Source organism: Achromobacter sp. 2789STDY5608621 (genome assembly GCF_001299375.1).
In the GTDB taxonomy this organism is placed as follows: Bacteria; Pseudomonadota; Gammaproteobacteria; order Burkholderiales; family Burkholderiaceae_B; genus Achromobacter; species Achromobacter insuavis.
Map to the genome: position 1 here is coordinate 46,387 of NZ_CYTU01000032.1, position 21,481 is coordinate 67,867.

The following is a 21,481-nucleotide window of genomic DNA, read 5'->3' on the forward strand; positions in this document are numbered from 1 at the left end:
CGCGTCCCGTGTCCGACCGCCGCCCACTATGTTCGACATCTCGCTTCCCGCCCTGCTCGCCCAACTGCTGGTGGGGCTGATCAACGGCTGCTTCTACGCCATTCTCAGCATGGGGCTGGCCATCATCTTCGGCCTGCTCAACATCGTCAATTTCACCCATGGCGCCCAGTTCATGATGGCGGCGTTCCTGGCGTGGATCGGCTTCACCCAGCTGCCGCAGCTGCTGGGCCCGGGCGCGCAGATCAATTTCTGGGCGGCGCTGGTGCTGGCGCCGCTGCTCGTCGGCGCGGTCGGCGTGGTCATCGAAAAGACGCTGCTCAAGCGGCTCTATCACCTGGACCACCTGTACGGCCTGCTGCTGACCTTCGGCATCGCGCTGATGATGGAAGGCGGGTTCCGCTACTTCTACGGCATTTCCGGCGTGGGCTACGAGCCGCCCGAGATCCTGCAGGGCGGCTTCGACCTGGGCTTCATGTTCCTGCCGGCGTACCGCGCCTTCGTGGTGGTGGCGTCGCTGCTGCTGTGCCTGCTGACCTGGTACCTGTTCGAGCGCACCCGCCTGGGCGCGCTGCTGCGCGCCGGCACCGAGAACGCCCGGCTGCTGCAGGCCTTTGGCGTCAACGTGCCGGTGATGATCACGCTGACCTACGGCTTCGGCGTGGCGCTGGCCGGCGTGGCGGGCGTGCTGGCCGCGCCCGTCATGCAGATCAACCCGCTGATGGGCTCCAACCTGCTCAATATCGTGTTCGCGGTGGTGGTGATCGGCGGCCTCGGCTCGATCATGGGCGCCATCGTCACCGGCCTGGCGCTGGGCCTGCTGGAAGGCCTGGCCAAGGTGTTCTACCCCGAAGCGTCCACCGTGGTCGTGTTCATCGTGATGGCGGTGGTGCTGCTGAGGCGCCCCGCGGGCCTGTTCGGCAAGGAGAAATAAGGTGTCGCGCTTCCCTCTTTCCATCCGCATCCTGGCGCTGCTGCTGGTGCCGGCGCTGCTGGTCCCGTGGTTCCCGCAAGTGGTCTATCCGGTGTTCGTGATGAAGGTGCTGTGCTTCGCGCTGTTCGCGCTGGCCTTCAACCTGCTGACCGGCTTCACCGGCCTGGTGTCGTTCGGCCATGCCGCCTTCTTCGGCTGGGCCGGCTATGCGGCCGGCGAAATGATGATCCTGTACGGCGCGGCCGGCCTGCCGCCCGAGCTGGCGATACTGTGCGGCGTGGCCATGGCCGCCGCCATCGGCTATGCGATCGGCTGGCTGGCGATCCGCCGCACCGGTATCTATTTCGCCATGATCACGCTGGCGCTGTCGCAGGTGGCCTACTTCATGGCGGTGCAGGTCCGCTGGACCCGCGGCGAGGACGGCATGCAGGGCATTCCGCGCGGCAAGTTCCTGGGCCTGGTCGACCTGAGCGCCGACACCAACATGTATTACTTCACGCTCGGCGTGTTCGTGCTCGGGTTCCTGTTCGTCTACCGGGTCATCCATTCGCCCTTCGGACAAGTGCTCAAGACCATCCGCGACAACGCGCCGCGGGCGATTTCGCTGGGGTACGATACGGATCGGTGCAAGCTGCTGGCGTTCGTGCTGTCGGCCTCGGTGGCCGGCCTGGCGGGTTCGCTCAAGGCGCTGGTGCTGCAGCTGGTGGCGCTCAACGACGTGTCGCTGGCCACCTCCACCGAAGTCCTGCTGATGACGCTGCTGGGCGGGATCGGCACCGTATGGGGCCCCGTGGTGGGCGCCACGCTGGTCGTCAGCCTGCAGAACTACCTGGCCACCCTGGGCGATGTCGTCACCATCGTCATCGGGTTGATTTTCGTGTTGTGCGTGTCGTTCTTCCGGCGCGGGTTCGTCGGCGAATGGCTGGCCTACACGCAGTGGCGCAAAACGAAGGAAAACAACCGTTGATGGCAGGAGCAGAACCCAAACGGCGCGCCGCCGACGTCGCCTACGACCAGATCGAAAGCATGATCGCCACCCTGCAATTGCAGCCGGGCAGCGCGGTCGTGGAAGCCGATCTGGTCGAAAAGACCGGCCTGGGCCGCACCCCGCTGCGCGAAGCCTTGCTGCGCATGGTGGCGGCCGGCCTGATCCGCCAGGAACCGCGGCGCGGCCTGCGGGTCTCGATGATCCAGCTGGCCGACCACATGGACCTGATCCAGACCCGCCGGGCGCTGGAGCAGCTGATCGCCGCCAGCGCCGCGCGCCGCGCCACGCCGGCGCAGCGCGGCCAGATCGTCGAATGCGCGACGCAGATGGTGCGCGCGGCCGAGGGCGGCAACCTGGACGACTACATGCAGGCCGACCAGTTGCTCGACCACGTCTGTCACAGCGCCTGTCGCAACGTGTCGGCGGTGAATGCGGTGGAACCGCTGATCATCCAGTGCCGCCGCTTCTGGTACGCCTACCAGCACGAGGGCGACATCGCCGAAGGCGCGCGCCGCCACATGGCCATGGCCGCCGGCATCGCCACGGGCGACGAAGCGGCGGCCATCCAGGGCGCGGATTCGCTGATGGACTACCTGGAGATGTTTACGCGCAAGGTGATTGACGCGTAGCGCTCGCGGCCGGGGCGGCGGCGTCCTTGGCGCCGCGCGCCAGCCAGGCCAGGACGCGCGGGCGGGCGCGGTCGTAGCCCAGGTTGTAGAAGAAGGCGTACGGCAGGTAGAACAGCACCAGCGCGATGTCCAGCACGAAGGCCTGCCACAGGCTGATGTTCAGCCACCAGGCGGCCAGCGGGATCACGATCAGGATCAGCCCGAGCTCGAAGCCGAACGCGTGGATCACGCGCACGCGCAGGTTGCGGGTGATGCCCAGGCGGTTCTCCAGGCGGTCGAAGCCGGCGTTGTAGATCATGTTCCAGACGAGCGCGACCCAGGCGATCACGGCGGTCAGCACGCCCATTTCGAACAGCGACTTGCCCATGGCCCAGGCGGCCACCGGCGCGCACAGACCGATGGCGAGGATTTCGAACAGGAAAGCGTGGATGAAGCGCTCTTTGATGGTTTTCTTGGCTTGTGTCATGACCCACCTCTGAGGTCGTTTGTTTCAGTGACCGGGGGATTTTCGACGATATTTCCGGTACGATAAAGATAGAATCCATCGGAAAATCCGATACAACACCCGACCATGCGCCATTCCCTGGAATCCCTGGCCACCTTCGCCCAGGTGGCTGCCGAGGGCACGTTTTCGGCCGCGGCCCGCAAGCTGGGCAAGAGCCAGTCCACTGTCAGCGAGACCATCGCCAACCTCGAGGTCGACCTGAACGTGACGCTGTTCGACCGCAGCCAGCGCCAGCCGTCCCTGACCGAGGCCGGCCAGGTGCTGCTGGGCCAGGCCTTGCAGGTGCTGGCGGCCAATGACCGCCTGAACCGCAGCGCCAGCCAGCTGTCGGCCGGACTGGAGCCGCGCCTGACCGTGGTGCTGTCGGATACGTTTCAGTCCGAAACCTTTGAGAACATGCTCAGCCAGATCGACCAGCGCTATCCGGCGCTGCGCTTCGAGTGCCTGATCGCGGAATACGAGGATGTGGTGGCGCTGGTGCAGCAGGGCCGCGCCCACCTGGGGCTGATGGCGGCGCAGGAAAGCTATCCGCCGGACATGGCCCACGCGACGCTGCGCGAGGCCTCGGAGATCGTGCTGTGCGTGGGTCGCGGCCATCCGCTGGCGGCGCTGTCGGGAGTCACCAAGGATCACCTGAAGACCGAGCGCGAGCTGCGCCTGAGCACCTACGAGCTGGATGACAAGGACCCCGCGCCGTCTCAGTCGACCTGGTCGGCGCCGGGCTACCTGATGCTGCTGGAAATGGCCACGCTGGGATTCGGCTGGACCGAGCTGCCGCGCTGGATGCTGCAACGCTTCGGCCGCGGGCAACTGGTGGAACTGGCGGTGCCGGGCTGGCCGCGTCAGATCCGGGTGGACGCGGTGTGGTCGACCCGCCGCCCGCTGGGGCCGGCCGGCGCCTGGCTGCTGCAGAGCCTGACGCGGGCCTGATGATGGAAGGCGCGGGAGCCGGCCTTGGCGCCTGGCGCGCCCGCCCGTCCCGCAAGGCCTAGCGCGCGCTGAGCGGCAGGCGCGAGATGCGCACGCCGTTGGCGGCCAGCCAGTCGCCCAGCTTGGGGCAGGCCAGCACGTCGAATTCCGCGCGGCGCTGGCGCGCCATGGCGCTGTCTCCGCGGCTGTTCTTGGCCGGATGGCACATCAGCAGATCGCAATCGCGGGCATTGAACAACCAGTTCTGCAGCAGGTCGGCATAGCGCCGCTTGCCGCCCTCGAAACCATAGACGCCCAGCAGCCGGCGGTTGGTGCGCAGGCCTTCGTCGCGGGCCTGGCGACCCAGCGCGGCCGCGCCCAGCGCACCGATGATGCGCGCCTTGATGGACTCCTTGAGCGGGATGCCGCTCAACATGCCCGGCGCGGTCTGGCGCAGCCAGGGCATGCGGGCGCCGTAGCGCTGCTTGAGCAGCCGCAGCAGACGGTCGCGGATAATCGGCAGCTGGTGCACGTGCTGGTGCCCGTCCACATAATCGGGCGCGCGGCCGAAAGCGGCCTCGAACGCGTCGAACTGGCGCGTCAGGTGCTGGTCGACCCAGTCCGCGTCCAGGCGCCCGGCGTAGGCGCGCAGGATCAGGCGCGACAGCGACGGCAGGTCCGCGTCGGCGCCCGAACCGAGCGGCTCGGTGAAGTTCACATGCAGGCCGAGGTCGGCATCGAGCGCCGCCAGGCGCGGCGCATTGGCGACGAAAGTCGGTCCCAGCGACAGGCAGCTGACCGCGCTCAGCCGGCCCATGCCCGCCAGCACGATCATGCCTTCATCAATGTCGGCATTCATGCCAAAATCATCACCGCAGACCACAATGCGCTTGGTCAAGCTCTCACCCCGCCATTTCTCTTCGACACGCCCCGCATGCGCGCCCTGCTTCAACAAGTCAGCCTGTTCATCGCCGTCGGATGCGCAGCGGCCGCCACCCACTGGGGCATCGCCGTCGCCAGCGTGGAAGCCTTCGGCGCCGCGCCACTCCTGGCCAACCTGATCGGCTGGCTGGTGGCGTTCGTGGTGTCCTTCAGCGGGCATTACCGGCTCACGTTCAGACATTCGACAACACCCTGGACCATAGCAGTTCGCCGTTTCTTCTTCATTTCAGCCATCGGCTTCGTCATCAATGAATCGGCTTACGCCTGGTTGCTACGGGTAACGGCCGTTCGCTATGACGTCCTGCTGGCAATCATCCTGATCGCATTGGCGGTCGGCACCTTCATCACGAGCCGGCTTTGGGCGTTCCGCCACAAGCCCGCTGCTTGAAGGCGGCGTCCGACACCACCTGCCACATCACGTATTTCACGCTGGTCGCCGTCGGCTCGCGGCCGGCCAGCGCGGCATAGCTGCCGGCATCCGAGCGCGTGCCCCAGACCCAGTAGCGCGCGCCATCGGGCGCCGCGCACAGGCGGGCCTGGAATTCCTCGGCGCTGATCAGCACCTGCTTGCCGACCTGGGGCTCGAACTTGGCGGCGTCGTAGAGTTCCTTGCGCCAGTTGTCGCGCACCGGCACTTCCGGATTGAGCCAGTCGTCCACCACCCAGGTCGGGTTGGGCGCCTTGGCGTACAGCGCCAGGTCGAACGGATAGGTATGCAGCGACACGAAGGTATCGCCGGGCTGCGCCAGCGAGCGGATCTGCGCGGCCAGCGGGCCGGCGCTGCCACGGGCGGAGTGGGCGGCGATGCCGATGGCCAGCACGCAGATGCCGGCGCCAACAGCGGCGCAGATGCGCACCAGGCGCGGCGTCAGCACATCGGCCTTCTGGCGGCCCGCGGCCACGATCACTTCGGCCAGCAGGAAGGCCAGCGGCGGCAGCGCCGGCAGCACGTAGCCGACCAGTTTGGAGTTGGGCAGCGAGAAGAAGCCCACCACCACCACGAACCAGACCAGCGCCAGGCGGCGCAGGTCGCGCTGCGGGCCCTCGGCCCAGAACGCCTTGCGCAGGATGCCGCCGCCCCACAGGGACCACGGCAGGCTCAGTCCGACCACCACGGGCAGGTAGAACCAGAACGGCTGGGCATTGTTGAAACCGGTGGCGGCGAAGCGCTGGAAATGCTGGTAGACGAAGAAGTAGTCGTAGAACCCGGGATAGCGGATCTGCATCAGCGCGAACCACGGCACCGCGACCACCGCGAACACCAGCAGCGCGGGCGGCCAGACCAGCGCGCCCAGGCCGCGCCAGCGGCGGCTCCAGACCAGCCAGATGAACAGGATGGCGCCCGGCAACACCAGGCCGATCAGACCCTTGGCCAGGACCGCCAGGCCGGCCAGCGCGGCGGCGGCCAGCGACATCCAGCGATAGGCCTCGCCGCGCTCGACGCGCAACGCGGTGTCGGCCGCGGCCAGCACGCACAGCGTGATCATGCCGGCGACCAGCATGTCCAGGTTGGCGAACTGCGAACCGCCGTAGAAGAACGGCACGGTGGCCAGCACCAGCGCGGTCAGCGTCGCGGTGGCGGCGTCGCGGTAGCGCCGCACGAAGGCGTACAGCGCGGCGATCGCGGCCCAGGAGGCCAGCAGCGACGGCAGGCGCGCGGCCCACGGATGCACGCCGAACACGGTGAAGGACAGCTCGGTCAGCCAGTAGTACAGCGGCGGCTTGTGGAAATACGGCATGCCGTCCAGCAGCGGCACCATGTGCGAACCGCTGCGCAGCATGTCCCAGGCGACGCCCGCGTAACGGCCCTCGTCGGGCAGCGTCAGGGGCCGAACCCAGGCCAGGAAGGCCAGCCAGAAGCCAATCGCGAGCAGGAACCTGCCCGCCGGCGGGATCCAATTGGAACGCGCCGGCTGTTGCATCGCGGCGGCCATCAGTGTGCGACCTTGTCGGTGCGGGCGGCCTGCCCCTGGCGGCGGCGCACGACGAACAGCGGGCGCCCCTTGACCTCGTCGAAGATACGGGCGACGTATTCGCCCACCACGCCCAGCGAGATCAGATTGACGCCGGCGAAGAACAGCACGGCCGTCACGATGGTGGTCCAGCCCGATACCGGGTTGCCGGACACCAGGAAGTCGATCACCAGGTAAACCGCGTAGGCCATCGCCAGCACGGCGAACAGCACGCCGACCAGGCTGACCAGGCGCAGGGGCCAGGTGGTGAAGGCGGTCAGGCCGTCCAGCGCCAGCCGCGCCAGGCGCATGCTGCCGAAGCGGCTGTCGCCGTGCATGCGTTCGTCGGGGGTGTAAGGCAGCGCCTCGCCCTTGAAACCGACCCAGGCGTACAGGCCCTTCATGAAGCGGGTGCGCTCGGGCAAGGCGTTCAGCGCGTCCACCACGTTGCGGCTCATCAGGCGGAAGTCGCCGGCGTGGGCCGGCACATCGACGCCGCGGGCGCCGCTCAGCAGCTTGTAGAACCAGCGGGCGCCGGTGCGCTTGACCCAGGATTCGTCGCTGCGGGTTTCGCGCACGGCGTAGACCATTTCGGCGCCGGCGGCCCAGCGGGCCAGCATCTGCTCGATCAGCGCGGGCGGATGCTGCATGTCCGCGTCCAGGCAGATCACGACGTCGCCGGTGGCGCTTTCGAGCCCGGCGCTGAGCGCGGCTTCCTTGCCGAAATTGCGCGACAGCTGCACGTAGCGGAAGCCGTCGTACTGGGACCATTCGGCCATCAGCGCCTCGGTGCCATCGGTGCTGCCGTCATCGGCGACGATGATCTCCCAGCCGGTGCACAACGCCGCCAGCCGGCTGCGCAGCAGCGGCAGCAGCACGCGCAGATTCTCACATTCATTCAGGCACGGAATGACGCAGGTGACGCAGGCGTCGTAAGGCACATTGGCGGCGGCCGTCCCCCAGAGCGCTTCAATGGGAAGCGCTTTGGTCAGGACTTGCTGCCCCTGGGGCTCGGACCGGAATTGGATATGCATGGTGCTCTGAAATTGGAATGCGGGACGTTATGCCGGGCAGTATGCGCAAGCCATCGTCGAATTTTCATCAAATGCCACGGCTATAAGACTGGTCGCATTCCGGCGATTCTAGGGAGCGGCGCCGCCAGGGATATAAAGTCGCGTAAATCTCTGTCCCCAATTTGTGAAGAGACGTGAAGCGGCGCTTCGCGGGCATCGGTAAAATGCGCGAAGTTCTTGTTTTCACAGGGTGTTATGCAATATCGAGTCCGCCCCATGCTGACCGCCGACGTGGATGCCATCCTGGACGTCCAGGCCGGCGCCTATCCGGGGTTCCTGCTGGAAAGCGCTGATTTCTTCCTGAACCGCCTGGCGCTGGCGCCGGCCCACTGCTGGGTGGCGCAGGCCGCCGCCGCGCCGGGCGACGCGCTGCTGGGCTATCTGGTTTCGTATCCATGGGACGCCGGCCTGCCGCCGACCCTGGACGCGCCGCTGGCCACGCTGCCCGAGCCCGCCGACCACTGGTTCCTGCACGACTGCGCCGTGGCGCCCTCGGCCCAGGGTCTGGGCGTGGGCCAGGCCCTGATGCGCACCGCGGCCGGGCACGCCACGCAGACGGGTCTGCGGCGCGCCAGCCTGGTGTCGCTGGGATCCGCGGTGGGTTACTGGCTGCGCCACGGCTATGCGCCGGTCGCCGCCGGCGGCCGCGACCTGGCCGCCAAGCTCGAGGGCTATGGACCGCAGGCCAGTTACATGGCGCGCGCCTTTCCGCTCTGACCTCCCGGGGGCTCCGCGCCCCCGCCCCTTTCGTCCGTTGCCCCGCGAGGCACGAAGGTTTTCATGATTTCACTCTCGCCCGTCCAATCCCTGCTGGCCTGCTGCCTGGTGCTGGCCATCGGCCGCGTCCTGACCACCCGCATCGGCGTGCTGGCGCGCTACAGCATCCCGGACCCGATCGTGGGCGGCCTGCTGTTCGCCATCGGCGCCTACGCGCTGTCGACCTGGGGCGGCCACGCCGTGTCCCTGGAAACCAGCATCAAGCCGACCCTGTTGCTGCTGTTCTTCGGCTGCATCGGCCTGACGGCGAACCTCAAATTGCTGGCCAAGGGCGGCCCGCGGCTGATCGCGTTCCTGCTGGCGCTGATTCCGTTCCTGGTGCTGCAGAACGCCGTGGGGCTGGGCATGGCCTGGCTGCTGGACATGCACCCGTTAATGGGGCTGCTGGGCGGCACCATCACGCTGGTCGGCGGGCACGGCACGGGCGCGGCCTACGCCACCCGCTTCGCCGACGTCAACAACATCCAGGACGTGATGGCGCTGGCCATGACGGCGGCGACGATCGGCCTGGTGCTGGGCGGCGTGGTCGGCGGCCCGGTGGCCGAATGGCTGATGCGCCGCCACAAGCTGGCCGGCGGCCTGGACCGCCAGTCGGCGGCGGGCCACGAGGCGCCCGACCTGACCGGGACCCAGCCGCCGTCGACCGCGGCCTCGTTCATCACCTCGATGACCGCCGCCTTCGTCTGCCTGGTGGCGGGCGGCTACCTGGCCACGCTGGTGGAGGGCGCGCCGGTGAGCCTGCCCAATTTCCTCTGGTGCCTGGCGACGGGCGTGCTGATCCGCAACGGCGGCGAACACCTGGGCCTGAAGCTGGACGACCGCGCCACCGAGATCATCGGCACCATCACGCTGTCGCTGTTCCTGGCCATGACGATGATGACGCTGGACCTGACCAGCGTGGCGCGGCTGGCCGGGCCGCTGGCGCTGATCCTGGCGGTGCAGACGCTGTTCTGCGCGCTGTATTCGGCCTGGGTGGTGTTCCGGCTGCTCAAGAGCGACTACGAAGCCGCCATCATGTCGGCCGCGTTCTGCGGCTTCTCGCTGGGCGCCACGGCCACCGCCATCGCCAACATGCAGGCGCTGACGCGGCGCCACGGCCCGGCGCCGCAGGCCTTCATCGTGGTGCCGGTGACGGGCGCGTTCCTGGTCGACATCCTCAACGTGATCGTCCTGACCTCGTTGATTTCCCTGCCGTTCGTGGGAGGGATGTGACCATGCTGAAGCGATTCCTGCTGCTGGCCCTGTGCCTCCTGCTGGCCGCCTGCGGCCGCGCGCCCGATGCCGACGCGCTGCGAGCCGACGTCGAGCGCGGCCTGGCCGCCACCTATGGCGCGGGCCTGTTCCGCATCGACCAGCTCAAGCGCATGGGGTCGGCCGCCGACAGCAGCGCGCCGGCCGGCGAAACCCGCCGCGTGGTCTATTACGACCTGCGGCTGGCGGTGACGCGCGACATCGCGCTGGGCGCCTGGGATCAGCCCGGGGCCGCGGCCCTGGTGACCCTGCTGGGCGCCGGCCCGCGCAGCATCAGCGGCGTGAAATCCAGCGGCAACCAGGCCGGCGACGAGATCGTCGCGCACGCCAGCGCCATCTACCGCCAGGACGGCGACGCCTGGACGCTGGTGACCCCGGCCGGCTTCAAGGCCGCCGAGGCGCCGTCGCTGGACACCGGCGCGCCGCCGCCCGTGACGCAGCGGCTGCTCGACACCCTGGACCAGATCACCCATTCGGTCGCCTACAGCGCCTCCAGCACGGCGCAGCACGTGGTGCAACAGGAGCTGGAACGCTCCGTGGCGCGAATCAACGGCCGGCTGGCGCGGATGCAGCAGGGCTATCCGCTGGCGGGCGGCCCGGATCGCGGGGAATACGTCACGTTCGCGCGCGCGCTGGGCGCCGTGGGCCAGGCCCGTCAGATCCGCGTCACGCCGCTGATCACCGGCGGCGGGGCCGAGAACATCGCCCTGCTGCGCAGCGGCGACGCGGTGGTCGGACTGGCGCAGGCCGACACCGCCAAGCTGGCGTACGAGGGCCGCGGTCCGTTCGCGTCGCAGGGGCCGTTCGCCGGCCTGCGGGCGCTGGGCAGCCTCTATCCCGAAATGGTGCACATCGTCGTGCGCGACGACGCCAGGCTGCGCGGCGTGCGTGACCTGAAGGGCAAGAAGATCGCGCTCGGCGCGCAGGGATCGGCGGTGCGCGCCACGCTGGAAGCCGTGCTGGCCGCGCATGGCCTGCAGGCCGGACGCGACTACGAGGCGGTGCCCACCCCCTTCACCGCTTCGCTGCCGGCGCTGAACGCCGGCACCATCGACGCCGCCGCGCAGGTCATCGGCATTCCCGCCACGCCCTTGCGCGACGCGCTGACCCAGGCGCACCTGAAGCTGCTGCCGCTCGATCCGGCCGCGGTCAAGGCCCTGGCCGCGCAGGACGACGCGCTGATGCCGCTGGGGATACCGGCGGGCACCTACCCGAACCAGCCTGAACCGGTGGCCACCATCGGCACCGCGGCGCTGCTGCTGACCACCTCGGACCTGACCCGCGACGAAGCCCTGCAGGTGGTGCGGGCGGTCTACCAGACCGGACAGGACCTGCTGGCCGCCGGTTCGCCGCAGGGCGCCCAGGTCAACGTCGCCAACGCCCGGCGCGGCCTGACCGTGCCGCTGCACGACGGCGCCGAGGAAGGACTGGCCGCGCTCGAAAATGCCAAACCGCGCTGACCGCGCTTGCGCTTATGATGGCGCTCCCAATCAGGAATCTTCATGAACAAATTCGATCTGCAAAAGAACCAGGCGCTGAAACTGGCCGGCCAACTCAAGCAAGCCGCCACGCCCGACCGCTTCGGCACCGCCTCCCAGGCGCCTGACCGCCGTGAACAGCGCAAGCTGGATCAGGCCGCCGGCCTGGTGCCCTTTCCCGTGAAGCTGTCGCAGGCCCAGGCGGACCAGTTGCGCGCCGCCGCCGCCGAACGCGGCGTGAGCACCAACGACATCGTCGCCGAGGCGCTGCAGAAGGCCCTGGGCTGATGCATATCTGGGTCGACGCCGACGCCTGCCCCGGCGTCATCAAGGACATCCTGTTCCGCGCCGCGCAGCGCTGGCAGGTGCCCCTGACCCTGGTGGCGAACCAGGCGCTGCACACGCCGCCGTCGCCGCTGATCCGCGCGGTGCAGGTGCCGCGCGGCTTCGACGTGGCCGATGCCCACATCGCCGAACGCGCGGTGGCGGGCGACCTGGTGATCACCGGCGACATCCCGCTGGCGGCGCAGGTGCTGGAAAAAGGCGCGATGGCGCTGAACCCGCGCGGCGAACGCTATTCGCCGGAGACCATCCGCGAACGGCTGGCGGTGCGGGACATGATGGAGGAGTTGCGGGCCAGCGGCGTGGATACGGGCGGACCGCCCTCGTTCAGCCAGGCCGACCGCAAGGCCTTCGCCAACCAGCTCGATACCCTGCTGGCGCGCGCGGCGCGGCTGGCCGCGCCCAAGGCCTGAGCCCCCGCCGGCGGGCGCCCGCGGGCCGCGTCAATAGAAGGTGATGTACGCCTTGTAGATGATGGTGCCGATGGCCGTGATGAGGCCGATGCCCATCAGGCCCATGCCGATGTTGCGGTCCCGCAGTCCAAACCCGAGCAGCATGAGCGCCACGCCCGTGCAGATGATGATCAACATGGTGTTGGTGCTGGGGTGCATAGAGGTCTCCCGGTAAACGACGCGATTCCATCATAGACAACCCGGGGCACGATTGCGCGCAAGCCCCGCGGCCGCGCTTGCGGCATATCAAGGGCGGCGCGAATGTCCCCGCGCCCACGCCACATCGCACCACGCCATCACACCCCACCATCACACCGCGCCAAGCAACCGGGCGCGGAAAACAAAAAAGCCAACCGCTGGGGTTGGCTTCATTGTTTGGCTTCATTGCTTTTGAAAGGATCGGCAGCGCCGCTGGGGTTACCTTGTCAGGATTACCTTTCACCCCGTCTCGAATCGCGATTGCCCGCTTTGCAGCCTGGCGATGCTCTTCGAGGGTCTTTGGTGGGTGGTACAAGTTTCGAACTTGTGACCCCTGCCGTGTGAAGGCAGTGCTCTACCACTGAGCTAACCACCCCGAAAGAGGCGAAATATTAGCACGCTTTTTTGGATATGTGCAAGTCGCCTCGAAAAAACTTCAGCTGACCGCCGCCGGCGCGTCCATTTTGCGCCAGACGCACTCGCCGCCCACCGACTTGTCCAGCGCCGCCAGGTAGGTCTCGTGCTCGGCCAGCTCGGCCTCGCTGGCCTTGACCACCGGCAGGCCGGAGGCGTCGAACTTCGCCAGCACCACGCCGCCGCCCGCGCCCGCGTCGTTGTCGTCGACGTCGATCAGCAGCGCGTCCTGGCCGCGGGTCATGGCCAGCCAGACTTCCGCCAGCAGCTGCGAGTCGAGCAAGGCGCCGTGCAGCGTGCGATGCGCGTTCGAGATGCCGAAGCGGTCGCACAGCGCGTCCAGCGAGTTGCGCTTGCCGGGGAACAGCGAGCGCGCATGCAGCAGCGAGTCGGTGATCGTCTCGCAGTACTCGGTGATCGGGCCGCGGCCGGTCTTGGCCAGCTCGGCGTTGAAGAACTTCACGTCGAACGCGGCGTTGTGCGCGATCAGCTCGGCGCCCTGGACGAACTTGACGAATTCGTCGACCACCTCGCCGAAGCGCGGCTTGTCGGACAGGAATTCGGTGGTCAGGCCGTGCACCGCCAGCGCCTCGGGGTCGCTGTCGCGGTCCGGGTTCAGGTAGATGTGCAGGTTGCGGCCGGTGGACATCCGGTTGACCAGTTCGACGCAGCCGATTTCGACGATGCGGTGTCCCTGGGCGGGATCCAGCCCGGTGGTTTCAGTGTCAAAGATGATCTGGCGCATAAAGCTATTCCGACGCTTGGGCCGCGGACGCCGACGGCGCGTGGCCCTCCGCCGGGCCGGCCGGGGGATGCGCTGCGCTGCCGGCCGGGCCGGGTTTCCTGCGTGCGGTGGCGATCAGGGTATAGGCCACCGGCACGACGAACAAGGTCAATAGTGTACCCAGCATCAGCCCGCCCACCAGGACCCAGCCGATCTGCTGGCGCGATTCGGCGCCCGCGCCCGAGGACAGCGCCAGCGGCACGGTGCCCAGCACCATGGCGCCGGTGGTCATCAGGATCGGCCGCAGGCGCAGCACGCTGGCCTCGGTCACGGCCTCGAACAGGGCCTTGCCCTCGTCGCGCAGCTGGTTGGTGAATTCGACGATCAGGATGCCGTGCTTGGTGATCAGGCCCACCAGCGTGATCAGGCCGATCTGGCTGTAGATCGACAGCGTGCCGCCGGTCAGCCACAGCGCCAGCAGCGCGCCGGTCATGGACAGCGGCACCGACAGCATGATGATGAAGGGGTTGCGCCAGCTCTCGAACTGCGCCGCCAGCACCAGGTAGATGAAGGCCAGCGCCATGGCGAACACCAGGTAGATGCTGCCGGACGAATCGCGGAATTCGCGCGACTGGCCGTCCAGGTCGGTCACCACCGTGTTGGGCAGCACTTCGCGCGCCACCTGATGCATGTGGGCCAGCACCTCGCCCAGCGCGTAGCCCGGCGCCACGGCGGCGTCGATCTTGACGGCCCGCAGGCGGTTGAAGTGGTTCAGGGACTGCGGCGACACGCCTTCGTGCACGGCCACCAGGTTGTCCAGCTGCACCATGCTGCCGTCGCGCGCGCGCACGTGGATGCCCGAGATGTCGGTGGGCGTGGCGCGGTCGCGCGGCGTGACCTGCACGATCACGTCGTATTGCTCGCCCTGGTCCTTGTAACGGGTCACCTGGCGCCCGCCCAGCATCGATTCGAGGGTGCGGCCCACGGTGTCGACATTGGTGCCGACGTCGGCCATCTTGTCGCGATCCACCCGCACCCGCAGCTCGGGCGTGTTCAGGCGCAGGTCGGTGTCCAGGTTGAGCAGGCCGGGATACTTGCGCAGTTCGGTCAGGAACACCTCGGTCAGGCGCGACAGCTCCGCGTACGAGGCCTGGCTCATGATGATGAACTCGACCGGCTTGGAACGCGCCGACTGGCCCAGCGACGGCGGATTGGTCGGGAACGCCCGCACGCCCGGCAGCGACGAGAACAGCGGCTGCAGTTCCTGGGTGATGGCCTGCTGGCGGCGGCCACGCTCTTCCCAGGGTTTCAGGCGCAGGATGGCGGTGCCGTCGGTGACCGTGGGAAAGCCCACCGTGACCTGGCTGCCGCTGGCCTCGGGAATGGCGGCGTAGAACTGCTCGATGCCGAGCATGCTGTCAAGCGTGTAGTTCAGCGTCGCGCCTTCCGGCGAACTGACGATGCCGAACACCACGCCGCGGTCCTCGACCGGGGCAAGCTCGCTCTTGACCACCTTGAACAACACGCCGCTGCCGGCCGCGACCGCGATGCCGATCGCCACCACCAGCCAGCGATGCCGCAGCGACGCCCCCAGCGCCCGCCGATAGCCATTGCTCATGGCGTTGAGCCAGCCTTCGATCAGGTTGTACCAGCGGCTGTGGCTGCTCTCGTGGCGCAGCAGCACCGAGCACATCATGGGCGTCAGGGTCAGCGCCACGAAGCCGGACACCAGCACCGCGCCGGCCAGCGCCAGCGCGAACTCGATGAACAGGCGCCCGGTGCGGCCGGTGGCGAACGCCAGCGGCGCGTACACCGTCACCAGGGTCATGGTCATGGCCACCACCGCGAAGCCGATCTCGCGCGACCCGCGCAGCGCCGCTTCCTTGCGCGGCATGCCGTCCTCGATGTGGCGGTAGATGTTCTCCAGCACCACGATGGCGTCGTCCACCACCAGGCCGATGGCCAGCACCATGGCCAGCAGCGTCAGCGTGTTGATGGAAAAGCCGAAGAAGTACATCAGCGCGCAGGCGCCCACCAGCGACACCGGGATGGTGACGATGGGAATGATGCTGGCGCGCAGGTTGCGCAGGAAGAAGAAGATCACCAGCACCACCAGGATGATGGCTTCGCCGATGGTATGGAACACCGAGTCGATGGAGCGCTCGATGAACACAGACGAGTCGTAGGCGATGGTCAGCTTCATGCCCGCGGGCAGGTTCTCGTTCAGCCGCGCCACTTCCTCGCGCGCGGCCTTGGACAGCTCCAGCGGGTTGGCGGTGGACTGGCGCGTCACGCCGATGTTGATGGCCGGCTTGCCGTTGAAGCGCGACAGGATGCGGTCGTTGGCGGCGCCGATCTCGACCTTCGAGACGTCGCGCAGCCGCACCGGATAGCCCTTGACGTTGGCGACGATGACGTTCTCGAACTGCGCCGGCGTCTGCAGGTCGGTGGACGACACCACCGAGAACTCGCGCGCCCGCGACTCGATGCGGCCGGCCGGGATCTCCACGTTCTGGCTGCGCAGCGCAGACTCCACGTCCTGCACCGTCAGGCCGTAGGCGGCCAGCTTGTCGCGGTCCACGTAGATGCGCATGGACGGCAGGCGTTCGCCGAACACGCGCACCTCGGCCGCGCCGGGCAGCACCGACAGGCGGGTCTTGATGTAGCGGTTGATGTAGTCGGAGGTCTGGATCGCCGAGTACGAGCCGGACTCGACCGCGATGTAGATGATGGGCTGCGAATCGGCCTCGACCTTGCCGATGATGGGCTCGTCGATCTCGTCGGGCAGGAAGCGGCGCGCGCGCGAGACCTTGTCGCGCACCTCGGCCGCCGCCGCGTCCGGATTGCGCGACAGGTTGAACTTGATGTTGATCAGGCTGCGCTCGGAGCGGCTGCGCGAGGTCATCACGTCCACGCCCTCGATGCCGGCCAGCTGGTCTTCCAGCGGCTTGGTCACCTGCGACTCGATCACCTCGGGCGAGGCGCCCTTGTAGGTGGTGTCGACCGAGACGATGGGTTCGTCGATCTTGGGATACTCGCGCACGGTCAGGCGCGAATACGAGATCAGGCCGATCAGTACGATGACCAGCGACAGCACCGACGCGAACACCGGCCGCTTGATACAGGTTTCCGAGATACGCATAAGAGGCCGCCGTCCGCTGGAAAGATGGCGTCAGGCGCCGTTTTTGACGACCTGCACCGGGCCGCCGTCGGTGACGCGCTGCAGGCCCGACACCACCAGCTGGTCGCCGGCCGCCACGCCCGTCAGGATCTCGACCTTGCCTTCGCGGCGCTCGCCGATGGTGACTTCGCGGCGCTCGGCCAGGCCGTCCTTGACGCGGTACACGTACTGCGTCTCGCCGGACGGCGACAGCGCGGCCTCGGGCGCGACCAGCGCCTTGTCCTGGTTGAACAGCAGCTGCACGCGGGCGAACATGCCGGGGCGCAGCAGCGAATCGGCGTTGGCCACGGTGGCGCGCAGCAGGATGGAACGCCCGCCCGCGTCGACCAGCGGACTGACGGCGTACACCAGGCCCGGGCGTTCCTGGCCGGGCAAGGCGTCCAGGCGCAGCGTCAGCTGCTGGCCAACGCCGACCTTGCTGAGATACATCTCGGGCACGCGGAAATCCACCTTGAGCGGGTCGATGGCCTCCAGCGGCGCCAGGTCCTGGCCCTGGTTGACGTAGTCGCCCACCGACACGCTGCGCAGGCCGGCGAAGCCCGCGAACGGCGCGTTGATGGTCATCTTGTCCAGGCGCGCCTGCGCCAGCGCCACCGCGGCTTCCTGCACCTTGAGCGTGCTGGCCGATTCGTCGCGCGCCTGCTGGCTGACGAAGCCCTTGGCCTGCAGCGCCACGGCGCGGCGGTAATGGCTCTGCGCCAGCGCCAGGTTGGCGCGCGCCTGCGCCAGCTCGGCGCGCGGCACGGAATCGTCCAGGCGGATCAGCGCCTGGCCGCGCTTGACCGGCTGGCCTTCCTTGAACTCGATCGACTGGATGCGGCCGGCCACTTCGGGCCGCAGCATCACGGCCTCATCCGAGCGCAGGCTGCCCACGGCCGACAGGCCGCGCGCGAACGGAATTTCCGCGACGGCGGCGACCTCGACCCGCACCGGGGCCGGCTTGGAGACGGGTTTGGCGGGCGTGGCGGCGGCAGTGGCCGCCGGCGTGGCGGCCGGCGCGAGCCAGCGCGGCACGAATACGCCCAGAGCGGCCCCCGCGGCCACTCCTGCCGCGATGGCGGCCAGCAATGCAGCTTTTTTCATGCGAATGTGGCGGTATCGCGGCGCGTGCCAGGCATCCCCCGCTGGGACGGCGCCGCAGGAACAGGATCAAGGGTTGGCACTTTAGCACCGGATTTACAACCTGGAACAATCCTGAAGCGCGCTGAAAGCACTAAACCGGCCGACCCAGGGTATTTCCCGATGCGCGCAGCGGCGACGGCGCCGCCATATTGATACAACCTGGCCGTCTTTCGAGGACGGCGAGCGCCGTGGCGCCCGGCCGGTCAGCCGCGCCGGACCGACTCGACGCCCTGGTTGGCGAGCTGGTCGGCGCGCTCGTTGCCGGGATCGCCGGCATGGCCGCGGACCCAGCGCCACGAGACGGTGTGGCGGCGCACCTGGTCGTCCAGCGCCTGCCACAGCTCGGCATTCTTGACCGGCTTCTTGTCGGCCGTGATCCAGCCGCGCCGCTTCCAGTTGGCCAACCATTCGGTCATGCCCTTCATGACGTACTGGGAGTCGGTGTGGATGGTGACGACGCACGGGCGCTTGAGCGCGCGCAGGCCCTCGATCACGGCCAGCAGCTCCATGCGGTTGTTGGTGGTCTGGGCCTCGCCGCCGTGCATGGTCTTTTCGTGCGCGCCGGCGCGCATCAACACGCCCCAACCGCCCGGACCGGGGTTGCCCTTGCAGGCGCCGTCGGTCCACATTTCCACTTTCTGGTCGTTCGCGTTGTTGTCCTGCATGGTGCTGCTTGTATGTCCTTGTGCTTTCAATGTGAATCCGGCCGGCCGCTCAGGAGCGGTCGAAGCCGTCGTCGGCCTGGCGGTTGACCACCACCGAGGCCGCGCGGGCGCGCTTGGGCTTGGTCTTCCAGGCCGGGCCGATGATACGCATGCTGGCCACGCGCTTGACGGCCGACACCAGGTAGACCGCGCCGCCCAGGCTCCACCAGCGCGCGCCGGCCGATTCCAGGAAGCCCCAGCGCTGCAGCCATTTCTCGCTGCGGCAGGCCGGCGCGTAACAGCCGAAATGGCTTTGCTCGACTTCCAGCGACAGCAGCTTGAACCAGTCCTTCAGGCGCGGCAGCGACACCTGCGACGCCGGCGGCTGCGGCAGCCAGGGCTCCATGCCCGGCATGCGGGTGCGCGCGCCCCACATGCTCCAGGGGTTGAAGCCGGAGATCACCACCCGCCCTTCCGGCACCAGCACCCGTTCGACCTCGCGCAGCACGTTGTGCGGCTCTTCGGCGCATTCGAAGGCGTGCGGCAGGATCAGCAGGTCCACGCTCTGCGATTCGAACGGCAGCGCCTCGGGCTGGGCCAGCACCACCCGCGACTGCCAGCCGGCAATGCTCTCGGGCGACGGCGTCTCGGTGCCGACATAGCCCTTGAACGGCATGCGGTTGGCGCGCAGCAGGTTCAGGTCGGCCAGGCCGACCTGCCAGGCGTAATATCCAAAGACGTCCGCCACGGCCGCGTCGAACTGCGCGCGCTCCCAGGCCAGGGCGTATTGCCCTGGCGGCGTCTGGAACCATTCGGCCAGTTCTACAATCGGCGGAGTTTCTTCTGCCACGTTTTCATTCCTTCGAATCCCATGCAAGCCTTGACCGCCCCCGCAGGCGGCCGCGAACGCAATGCCGCGGTCTTGCCCCTGCCCGCCTTCACCGACAACTATATCTGGGCCATCGTCCGCGACGGCCAGGCCGCCGTGGTCGACCCCGGCGAAGCCGGCCCGGTGCTGCAATGGCTGGCCCGCGAAGGCCTGAAGCTGCGCGCCATTCTACTCACGCACCACCACGGCGACCATGTGGGCGGCGTGCTTGAATTGTCCCGCATCGGCGACATCACGGTATATGGGCCGGCGCGCGAGAAGCTGCCGCGCTGCGACGTGCCGCTGGTCGAGGGCGACCGCGTGGTGCTGCCGGAACTGGACCTGGACCTGACGGTGCTGGACGTGCCGGGACACACCGCGGGCCACATCGCGTACACCGGCCGGGCGGCGGGAAAACAGCCTGTGCTGTTCTGTGGAGACACCCTGTTTGCCGGGGGCTGTGGCCGGCTTTTCGAGGGCACTCCCGCGCAAATGTCTGATTCCTTGGAAAAATTTTCTGTTTTACCGCCGGATACACAGGTTTTTTGCGCACACGAGTACACTCTAGCGAACTTGCGCTGGGCCATGGCGGTCGAACCCGCCAACCGCACCCTGCAACAGTGGTATCAGCGGGCCCAGCAATTACGCGCAGAAGGTCTCCCCACGCTTCCGTCGACCATCGGTCAGGAACGCGCGACCAACCCGTTTTTGCGTACGCAGCAAGCTGACGTCGTCCGCGCCGCAGACAACTGGGCCGGCCACGACCACCCGACGCCGGTAGAGGTTTTTGCCTCCCTTCGTGAATGGAAGAACGATTTCAAGTGACCGCCCGATGAATCTATCCCGACTCCTTCTGCCGCTTCTGCTGGCAGTCCTCGCCGGTTGCGCAGGAACCAAATCCCACGACAGCAAGAACCTCACCACCAACTCCCAAGGGCGCTACATCGCCCGCGACACGTCCCGCACGGTCGACCTGACCAATCCGCCGGTCGACGCCTGGGACCGCATCCGCCGCGGCTTCGCCATCCCCAACCTGAACACCGACCTCTCGCAGCAGTGGACCGACTACTACGCGTCCCACCCCGAGGCGGTGCAGCGCATGGCCGAGCGCGCCGGCAAGTACCTGTATTTCATCGTCGACGAGATCAACCGCCGCGGCCTGCCGACCGAGCTGGCCCTGCTGCCGTTCGTCGAAAGCGCCTACAACCCCACCGCGCTGTCGCGCGCCCAGGCCTCGGGCCTGTGGCAGTTCGTGCCGGCCACCGGCCAGCACTTCAACCTGAAGCAGGACTGGTGGCGCGACGAGCGCCGCGACCCCATCGCCTCGACCAACGCGGCGCTGGACTACCTGGAAAAGCTGTTCGAAATGCAGGGCGACTGGTACCTGGCGCTGGCCTCGTACAACTGGGGCGAAGGCTCGGTGCAGCGCGCCATGGCCAAGAACGAGGCCGCCGGCCAGCCCACGGACTACCTGTCCCTGAACATGCCGGACGAGACCCGCAACTACGTGCCCAAGCTGCAGGCCATCAAGAACATCATCGCCGACCCGCAGCGCTACGCGGTGGCGCTGCCGCCGGTCGGCAACACGCCGTACTTCGTGACGGTGCAGAAGAACAGCGACATCGACCTGGAAATCGCCGCCAAGCTGGCCGAGATGCCGCTGGACGAATTCAAGGCCCTGAACCCGTCGTTCAACCGGCCCGTGATCCGCGGCGACCACGCCCCCACGCTGCTGCTGCCGGCTGACCGCGTCGAGATCTTCAACGCCAACCTGACCAACTACAAGGGCGACCTGAGCGCCTGGAAGGTCTACCACTCGCGCCGCGGCGAATCGTACGCCTCGATCGCCAAGCGTTTCGGCGTGACCGAGGCCAAGCTGCGCGAGACCAACGACATCGGCTCGCGCCAGAAAGTGGCCTCGGGCCAGTCGCTGCTGGTGCCGGGCGACCCGGGCGCTGGCGGCGTGCAGCTGGCCTCGCTGGCCGCGCCGGTCGGCGCGCTCGATTCGGCGCCCGCCAACACCAGCAAGGCGCCGGCGCCGCGCGGCAAGGCCGCCGCTCCCGCCGCGCGCGGCGCCGCCGCCCGCCCCAACGTGCGCACC

22 protein-coding genes and 1 tRNA gene are annotated in these 21,481 nt (G+C 68.2%); 12 read left to right on the forward strand and 11 right to left on the reverse strand.

Annotated features, from left to right (window positions below; translation table 11 throughout):
* The first annotated feature begins 28 nt into the window (after nucleotides 1-28).
* From AOZ53_RS23775 to AOZ53_RS23785, 3 genes are read left to right on the forward strand one after another with little or no spacing between them, the layout of a single operon-like run.
* Nucleotides 29-931: a branched-chain amino acid ABC transporter permease gene (locus tag AOZ53_RS23775; RefSeq protein ID WP_054489604.1), complete on the forward strand. Its 903-nt coding sequence runs from the start codon at nucleotides 29-31 to the stop codon at nucleotides 929-931.
* Between the two features lies 1 nt (nucleotide 932).
* Nucleotides 933-1,898, forward strand: a complete 966-nt coding sequence (locus AOZ53_RS23780) for a branched-chain amino acid ABC transporter permease (protein ID WP_054432715.1) — start codon at nucleotides 933-935, stop codon at nucleotides 1,896-1,898.
* On the forward strand, nucleotides 1,898-2,548 hold the full coding sequence (locus tag AOZ53_RS23785) for a GntR family transcriptional regulator (protein ID WP_054432716.1): 651 nt from the start codon (nucleotides 1,898-1,900) through the stop codon (nucleotides 2,546-2,548). Before AOZ53_RS23780 ends, AOZ53_RS23785 begins: the two co-directional genes overlap by 1 nt.
* Here AOZ53_RS23785 and AOZ53_RS23790 read toward each other — a convergent pair.
* Nucleotides 2,523-3,014 (reverse strand): multidrug/biocide efflux PACE transporter, encoded by a 492-nt coding sequence (locus AOZ53_RS23790; RefSeq protein ID WP_054489606.1) that lies wholly within the window; start codon nucleotides 3,012-3,014, stop codon nucleotides 2,523-2,525. The genes AOZ53_RS23785 and AOZ53_RS23790 overlap by 26 nt on opposite strands.
* A 105-nt stretch (nucleotides 3,015-3,119) precedes the next feature.
* On the opposite strand from AOZ53_RS23790, the gene AOZ53_RS23795 reads away from it, so the two are divergent.
* A complete protein-coding gene (locus tag AOZ53_RS23795; RefSeq protein WP_054476612.1) occupies nucleotides 3,120-3,983 on the forward strand; it encodes a LysR family transcriptional regulator in 864 nt (287 codons plus the stop codon).
* Between the two features lie 58 nt (nucleotides 3,984-4,041).
* Here the strand turns inward: AOZ53_RS23795 and AOZ53_RS23800 are convergent, their stop codons facing one another.
* Nucleotides 4,042-4,860: a ChbG/HpnK family deacetylase gene (locus AOZ53_RS23800; RefSeq protein WP_054476610.1), complete on the reverse strand. Its 819-nt coding sequence runs from the start codon at nucleotides 4,858-4,860 to the stop codon at nucleotides 4,042-4,044.
* 36 nt (nucleotides 4,861-4,896) lie between these two features.
* On the opposite strand from AOZ53_RS23800, the gene AOZ53_RS23805 reads away from it, so the two are divergent.
* Entirely contained in the window at nucleotides 4,897-5,292 is a 396-nt protein-coding gene (locus AOZ53_RS23805) for a GtrA family protein (protein ID WP_082380477.1), read from the forward strand.
* Here the strand turns inward: AOZ53_RS23805 and AOZ53_RS23810 are convergent.
* Both AOZ53_RS23810 and AOZ53_RS23815 read right to left on the reverse strand, forming a co-directional pair.
* Entirely contained in the window at nucleotides 5,249-6,838 is a 1,590-nt protein-coding gene (locus AOZ53_RS23810) for an ArnT family glycosyltransferase (protein WP_054476608.1), read from the reverse strand. The genes AOZ53_RS23805 and AOZ53_RS23810 overlap by 44 nt on opposite strands.
* Nucleotides 6,838-7,890, reverse strand: coding sequence for a glycosyltransferase family 2 protein (locus AOZ53_RS23815; RefSeq protein ID WP_054476605.1), 1,053 nt, complete (start codon nucleotides 7,888-7,890; stop codon nucleotides 6,838-6,840). Before AOZ53_RS23815 ends, AOZ53_RS23810 begins: the two co-directional genes overlap by 1 nt.
* A 255-nt stretch (nucleotides 7,891-8,145) precedes the next feature.
* On the opposite strand from AOZ53_RS23815, the gene AOZ53_RS23820 reads away from it, so the two are divergent.
* From AOZ53_RS23820 to AOZ53_RS23840, 5 genes are all read left to right on the forward strand, one after another.
* Entirely contained in the window at nucleotides 8,146-8,646 is a 501-nt protein-coding gene (locus AOZ53_RS23820) for a GNAT family N-acetyltransferase (RefSeq protein ID WP_054489608.1), read from the forward strand.
* A gap of 63 nt (nucleotides 8,647-8,709) precedes the next feature.
* On the forward strand, nucleotides 8,710-9,918 hold the full coding sequence (gene gltS / locus AOZ53_RS23825; RefSeq protein ID WP_054489611.1) for a sodium/glutamate symporter: 1,209 nt from the start codon (nucleotides 8,710-8,712) through the stop codon (nucleotides 9,916-9,918).
* Nucleotides 9,915-11,417, forward strand: coding sequence for a TAXI family TRAP transporter solute-binding subunit (locus AOZ53_RS23830; protein ID WP_054489613.1), 1,503 nt, complete (start codon nucleotides 9,915-9,917; stop codon nucleotides 11,415-11,417). The genes gltS and AOZ53_RS23830 overlap by 4 nt, the downstream gene beginning before the upstream one ends.
* 42 nt (nucleotides 11,418-11,459) lie before the next feature.
* A complete protein-coding gene (locus AOZ53_RS23835) occupies nucleotides 11,460-11,723 on the forward strand; it encodes a ribbon-helix-helix protein, CopG family (RefSeq protein WP_006392879.1) in 264 nt (87 codons plus the stop codon).
* The gene (locus AOZ53_RS23840; RefSeq protein ID WP_006392878.1) at nucleotides 11,723-12,190 is read left to right on the forward strand and encodes a YaiI/YqxD family protein; all 468 of its coding nucleotides are present in this window, start codon (nucleotides 11,723-11,725) and stop codon (nucleotides 12,188-12,190) included. The genes AOZ53_RS23835 and AOZ53_RS23840 overlap by 1 nt, the downstream gene beginning before the upstream one ends.
* Nucleotides 12,191-12,220: 30 nt before the next feature.
* Here AOZ53_RS23840 and AOZ53_RS34395 read toward each other — a convergent pair whose 3' ends face one another.
* The 7 genes from AOZ53_RS34395 to AOZ53_RS23870 all read right to left on the reverse strand — a co-directional run bounded on the left by AOZ53_RS34395 (nucleotide 12,221) and on the right by AOZ53_RS23870 (nucleotide 19,362).
* Nucleotides 12,221-12,388: a hypothetical protein gene (locus AOZ53_RS34395; protein ID WP_006392877.1), complete on the reverse strand. Its 168-nt coding sequence runs from the start codon at nucleotides 12,386-12,388 to the stop codon at nucleotides 12,221-12,223.
* A gap of 340 nt (nucleotides 12,389-12,728) precedes the next feature.
* Nucleotides 12,729-12,803: transfer RNA gene (locus tag AOZ53_RS23845), tRNA-Val, on the reverse strand.
* Between the two features lie 60 nt (nucleotides 12,804-12,863).
* Nucleotides 12,864-13,586: a DNA polymerase III subunit epsilon gene (gene dnaQ / locus AOZ53_RS23850; protein WP_054476593.1), complete on the reverse strand. Its 723-nt coding sequence runs from the start codon at nucleotides 13,584-13,586 to the stop codon at nucleotides 12,864-12,866.
* Nucleotides 13,587-13,590: 4 nt separating this feature from the next.
* Nucleotides 13,591-16,707, reverse strand: a complete 3,117-nt coding sequence (locus tag AOZ53_RS23855; RefSeq protein ID WP_054476591.1) for an efflux RND transporter permease subunit — start codon at nucleotides 16,705-16,707, stop codon at nucleotides 13,591-13,593.
* 30 nt (nucleotides 16,708-16,737) lie between these two features.
* On the reverse strand, nucleotides 16,738-17,829 hold the full coding sequence (locus AOZ53_RS23860; RefSeq protein WP_054489615.1) for an efflux RND transporter periplasmic adaptor subunit: 1,092 nt from the start codon (nucleotides 17,827-17,829) through the stop codon (nucleotides 16,738-16,740).
* A gap of 242 nt (nucleotides 17,830-18,071) precedes the next feature.
* A complete protein-coding gene (gene rnhA, locus AOZ53_RS23865) occupies nucleotides 18,072-18,533 on the reverse strand; it encodes a ribonuclease HI (protein ID WP_054476588.1) in 462 nt (153 codons plus the stop codon).
* 49 nt (nucleotides 18,534-18,582) lie between these two features.
* The gene (locus AOZ53_RS23870; protein ID WP_054476586.1) at nucleotides 18,583-19,362 is read right to left on the reverse strand and encodes a class I SAM-dependent methyltransferase; all 780 of its coding nucleotides are present in this window, start codon (nucleotides 19,360-19,362) and stop codon (nucleotides 18,583-18,585) included.
* A gap of 21 nt (nucleotides 19,363-19,383) precedes the next feature.
* Here AOZ53_RS23870 and gloB point away from each other — a divergent pair, with 21 nt between their 5' ends.
* Both gloB and AOZ53_RS23880 read left to right on the forward strand, forming a co-directional pair.
* Entirely contained in the window at nucleotides 19,384-20,205 is an 822-nt protein-coding gene (gene gloB / locus AOZ53_RS23875) for a hydroxyacylglutathione hydrolase (protein WP_054476584.1), read from the forward strand.
* Nucleotides 20,206-20,212: 7 nt separating this feature from the next.
* Nucleotides 20,213-21,481, forward strand: a 1,269-nt coding sequence (locus AOZ53_RS23880; protein WP_054489617.1) for a transglycosylase SLT domain-containing protein, incomplete at its 3' end; no start/stop codon positions are given.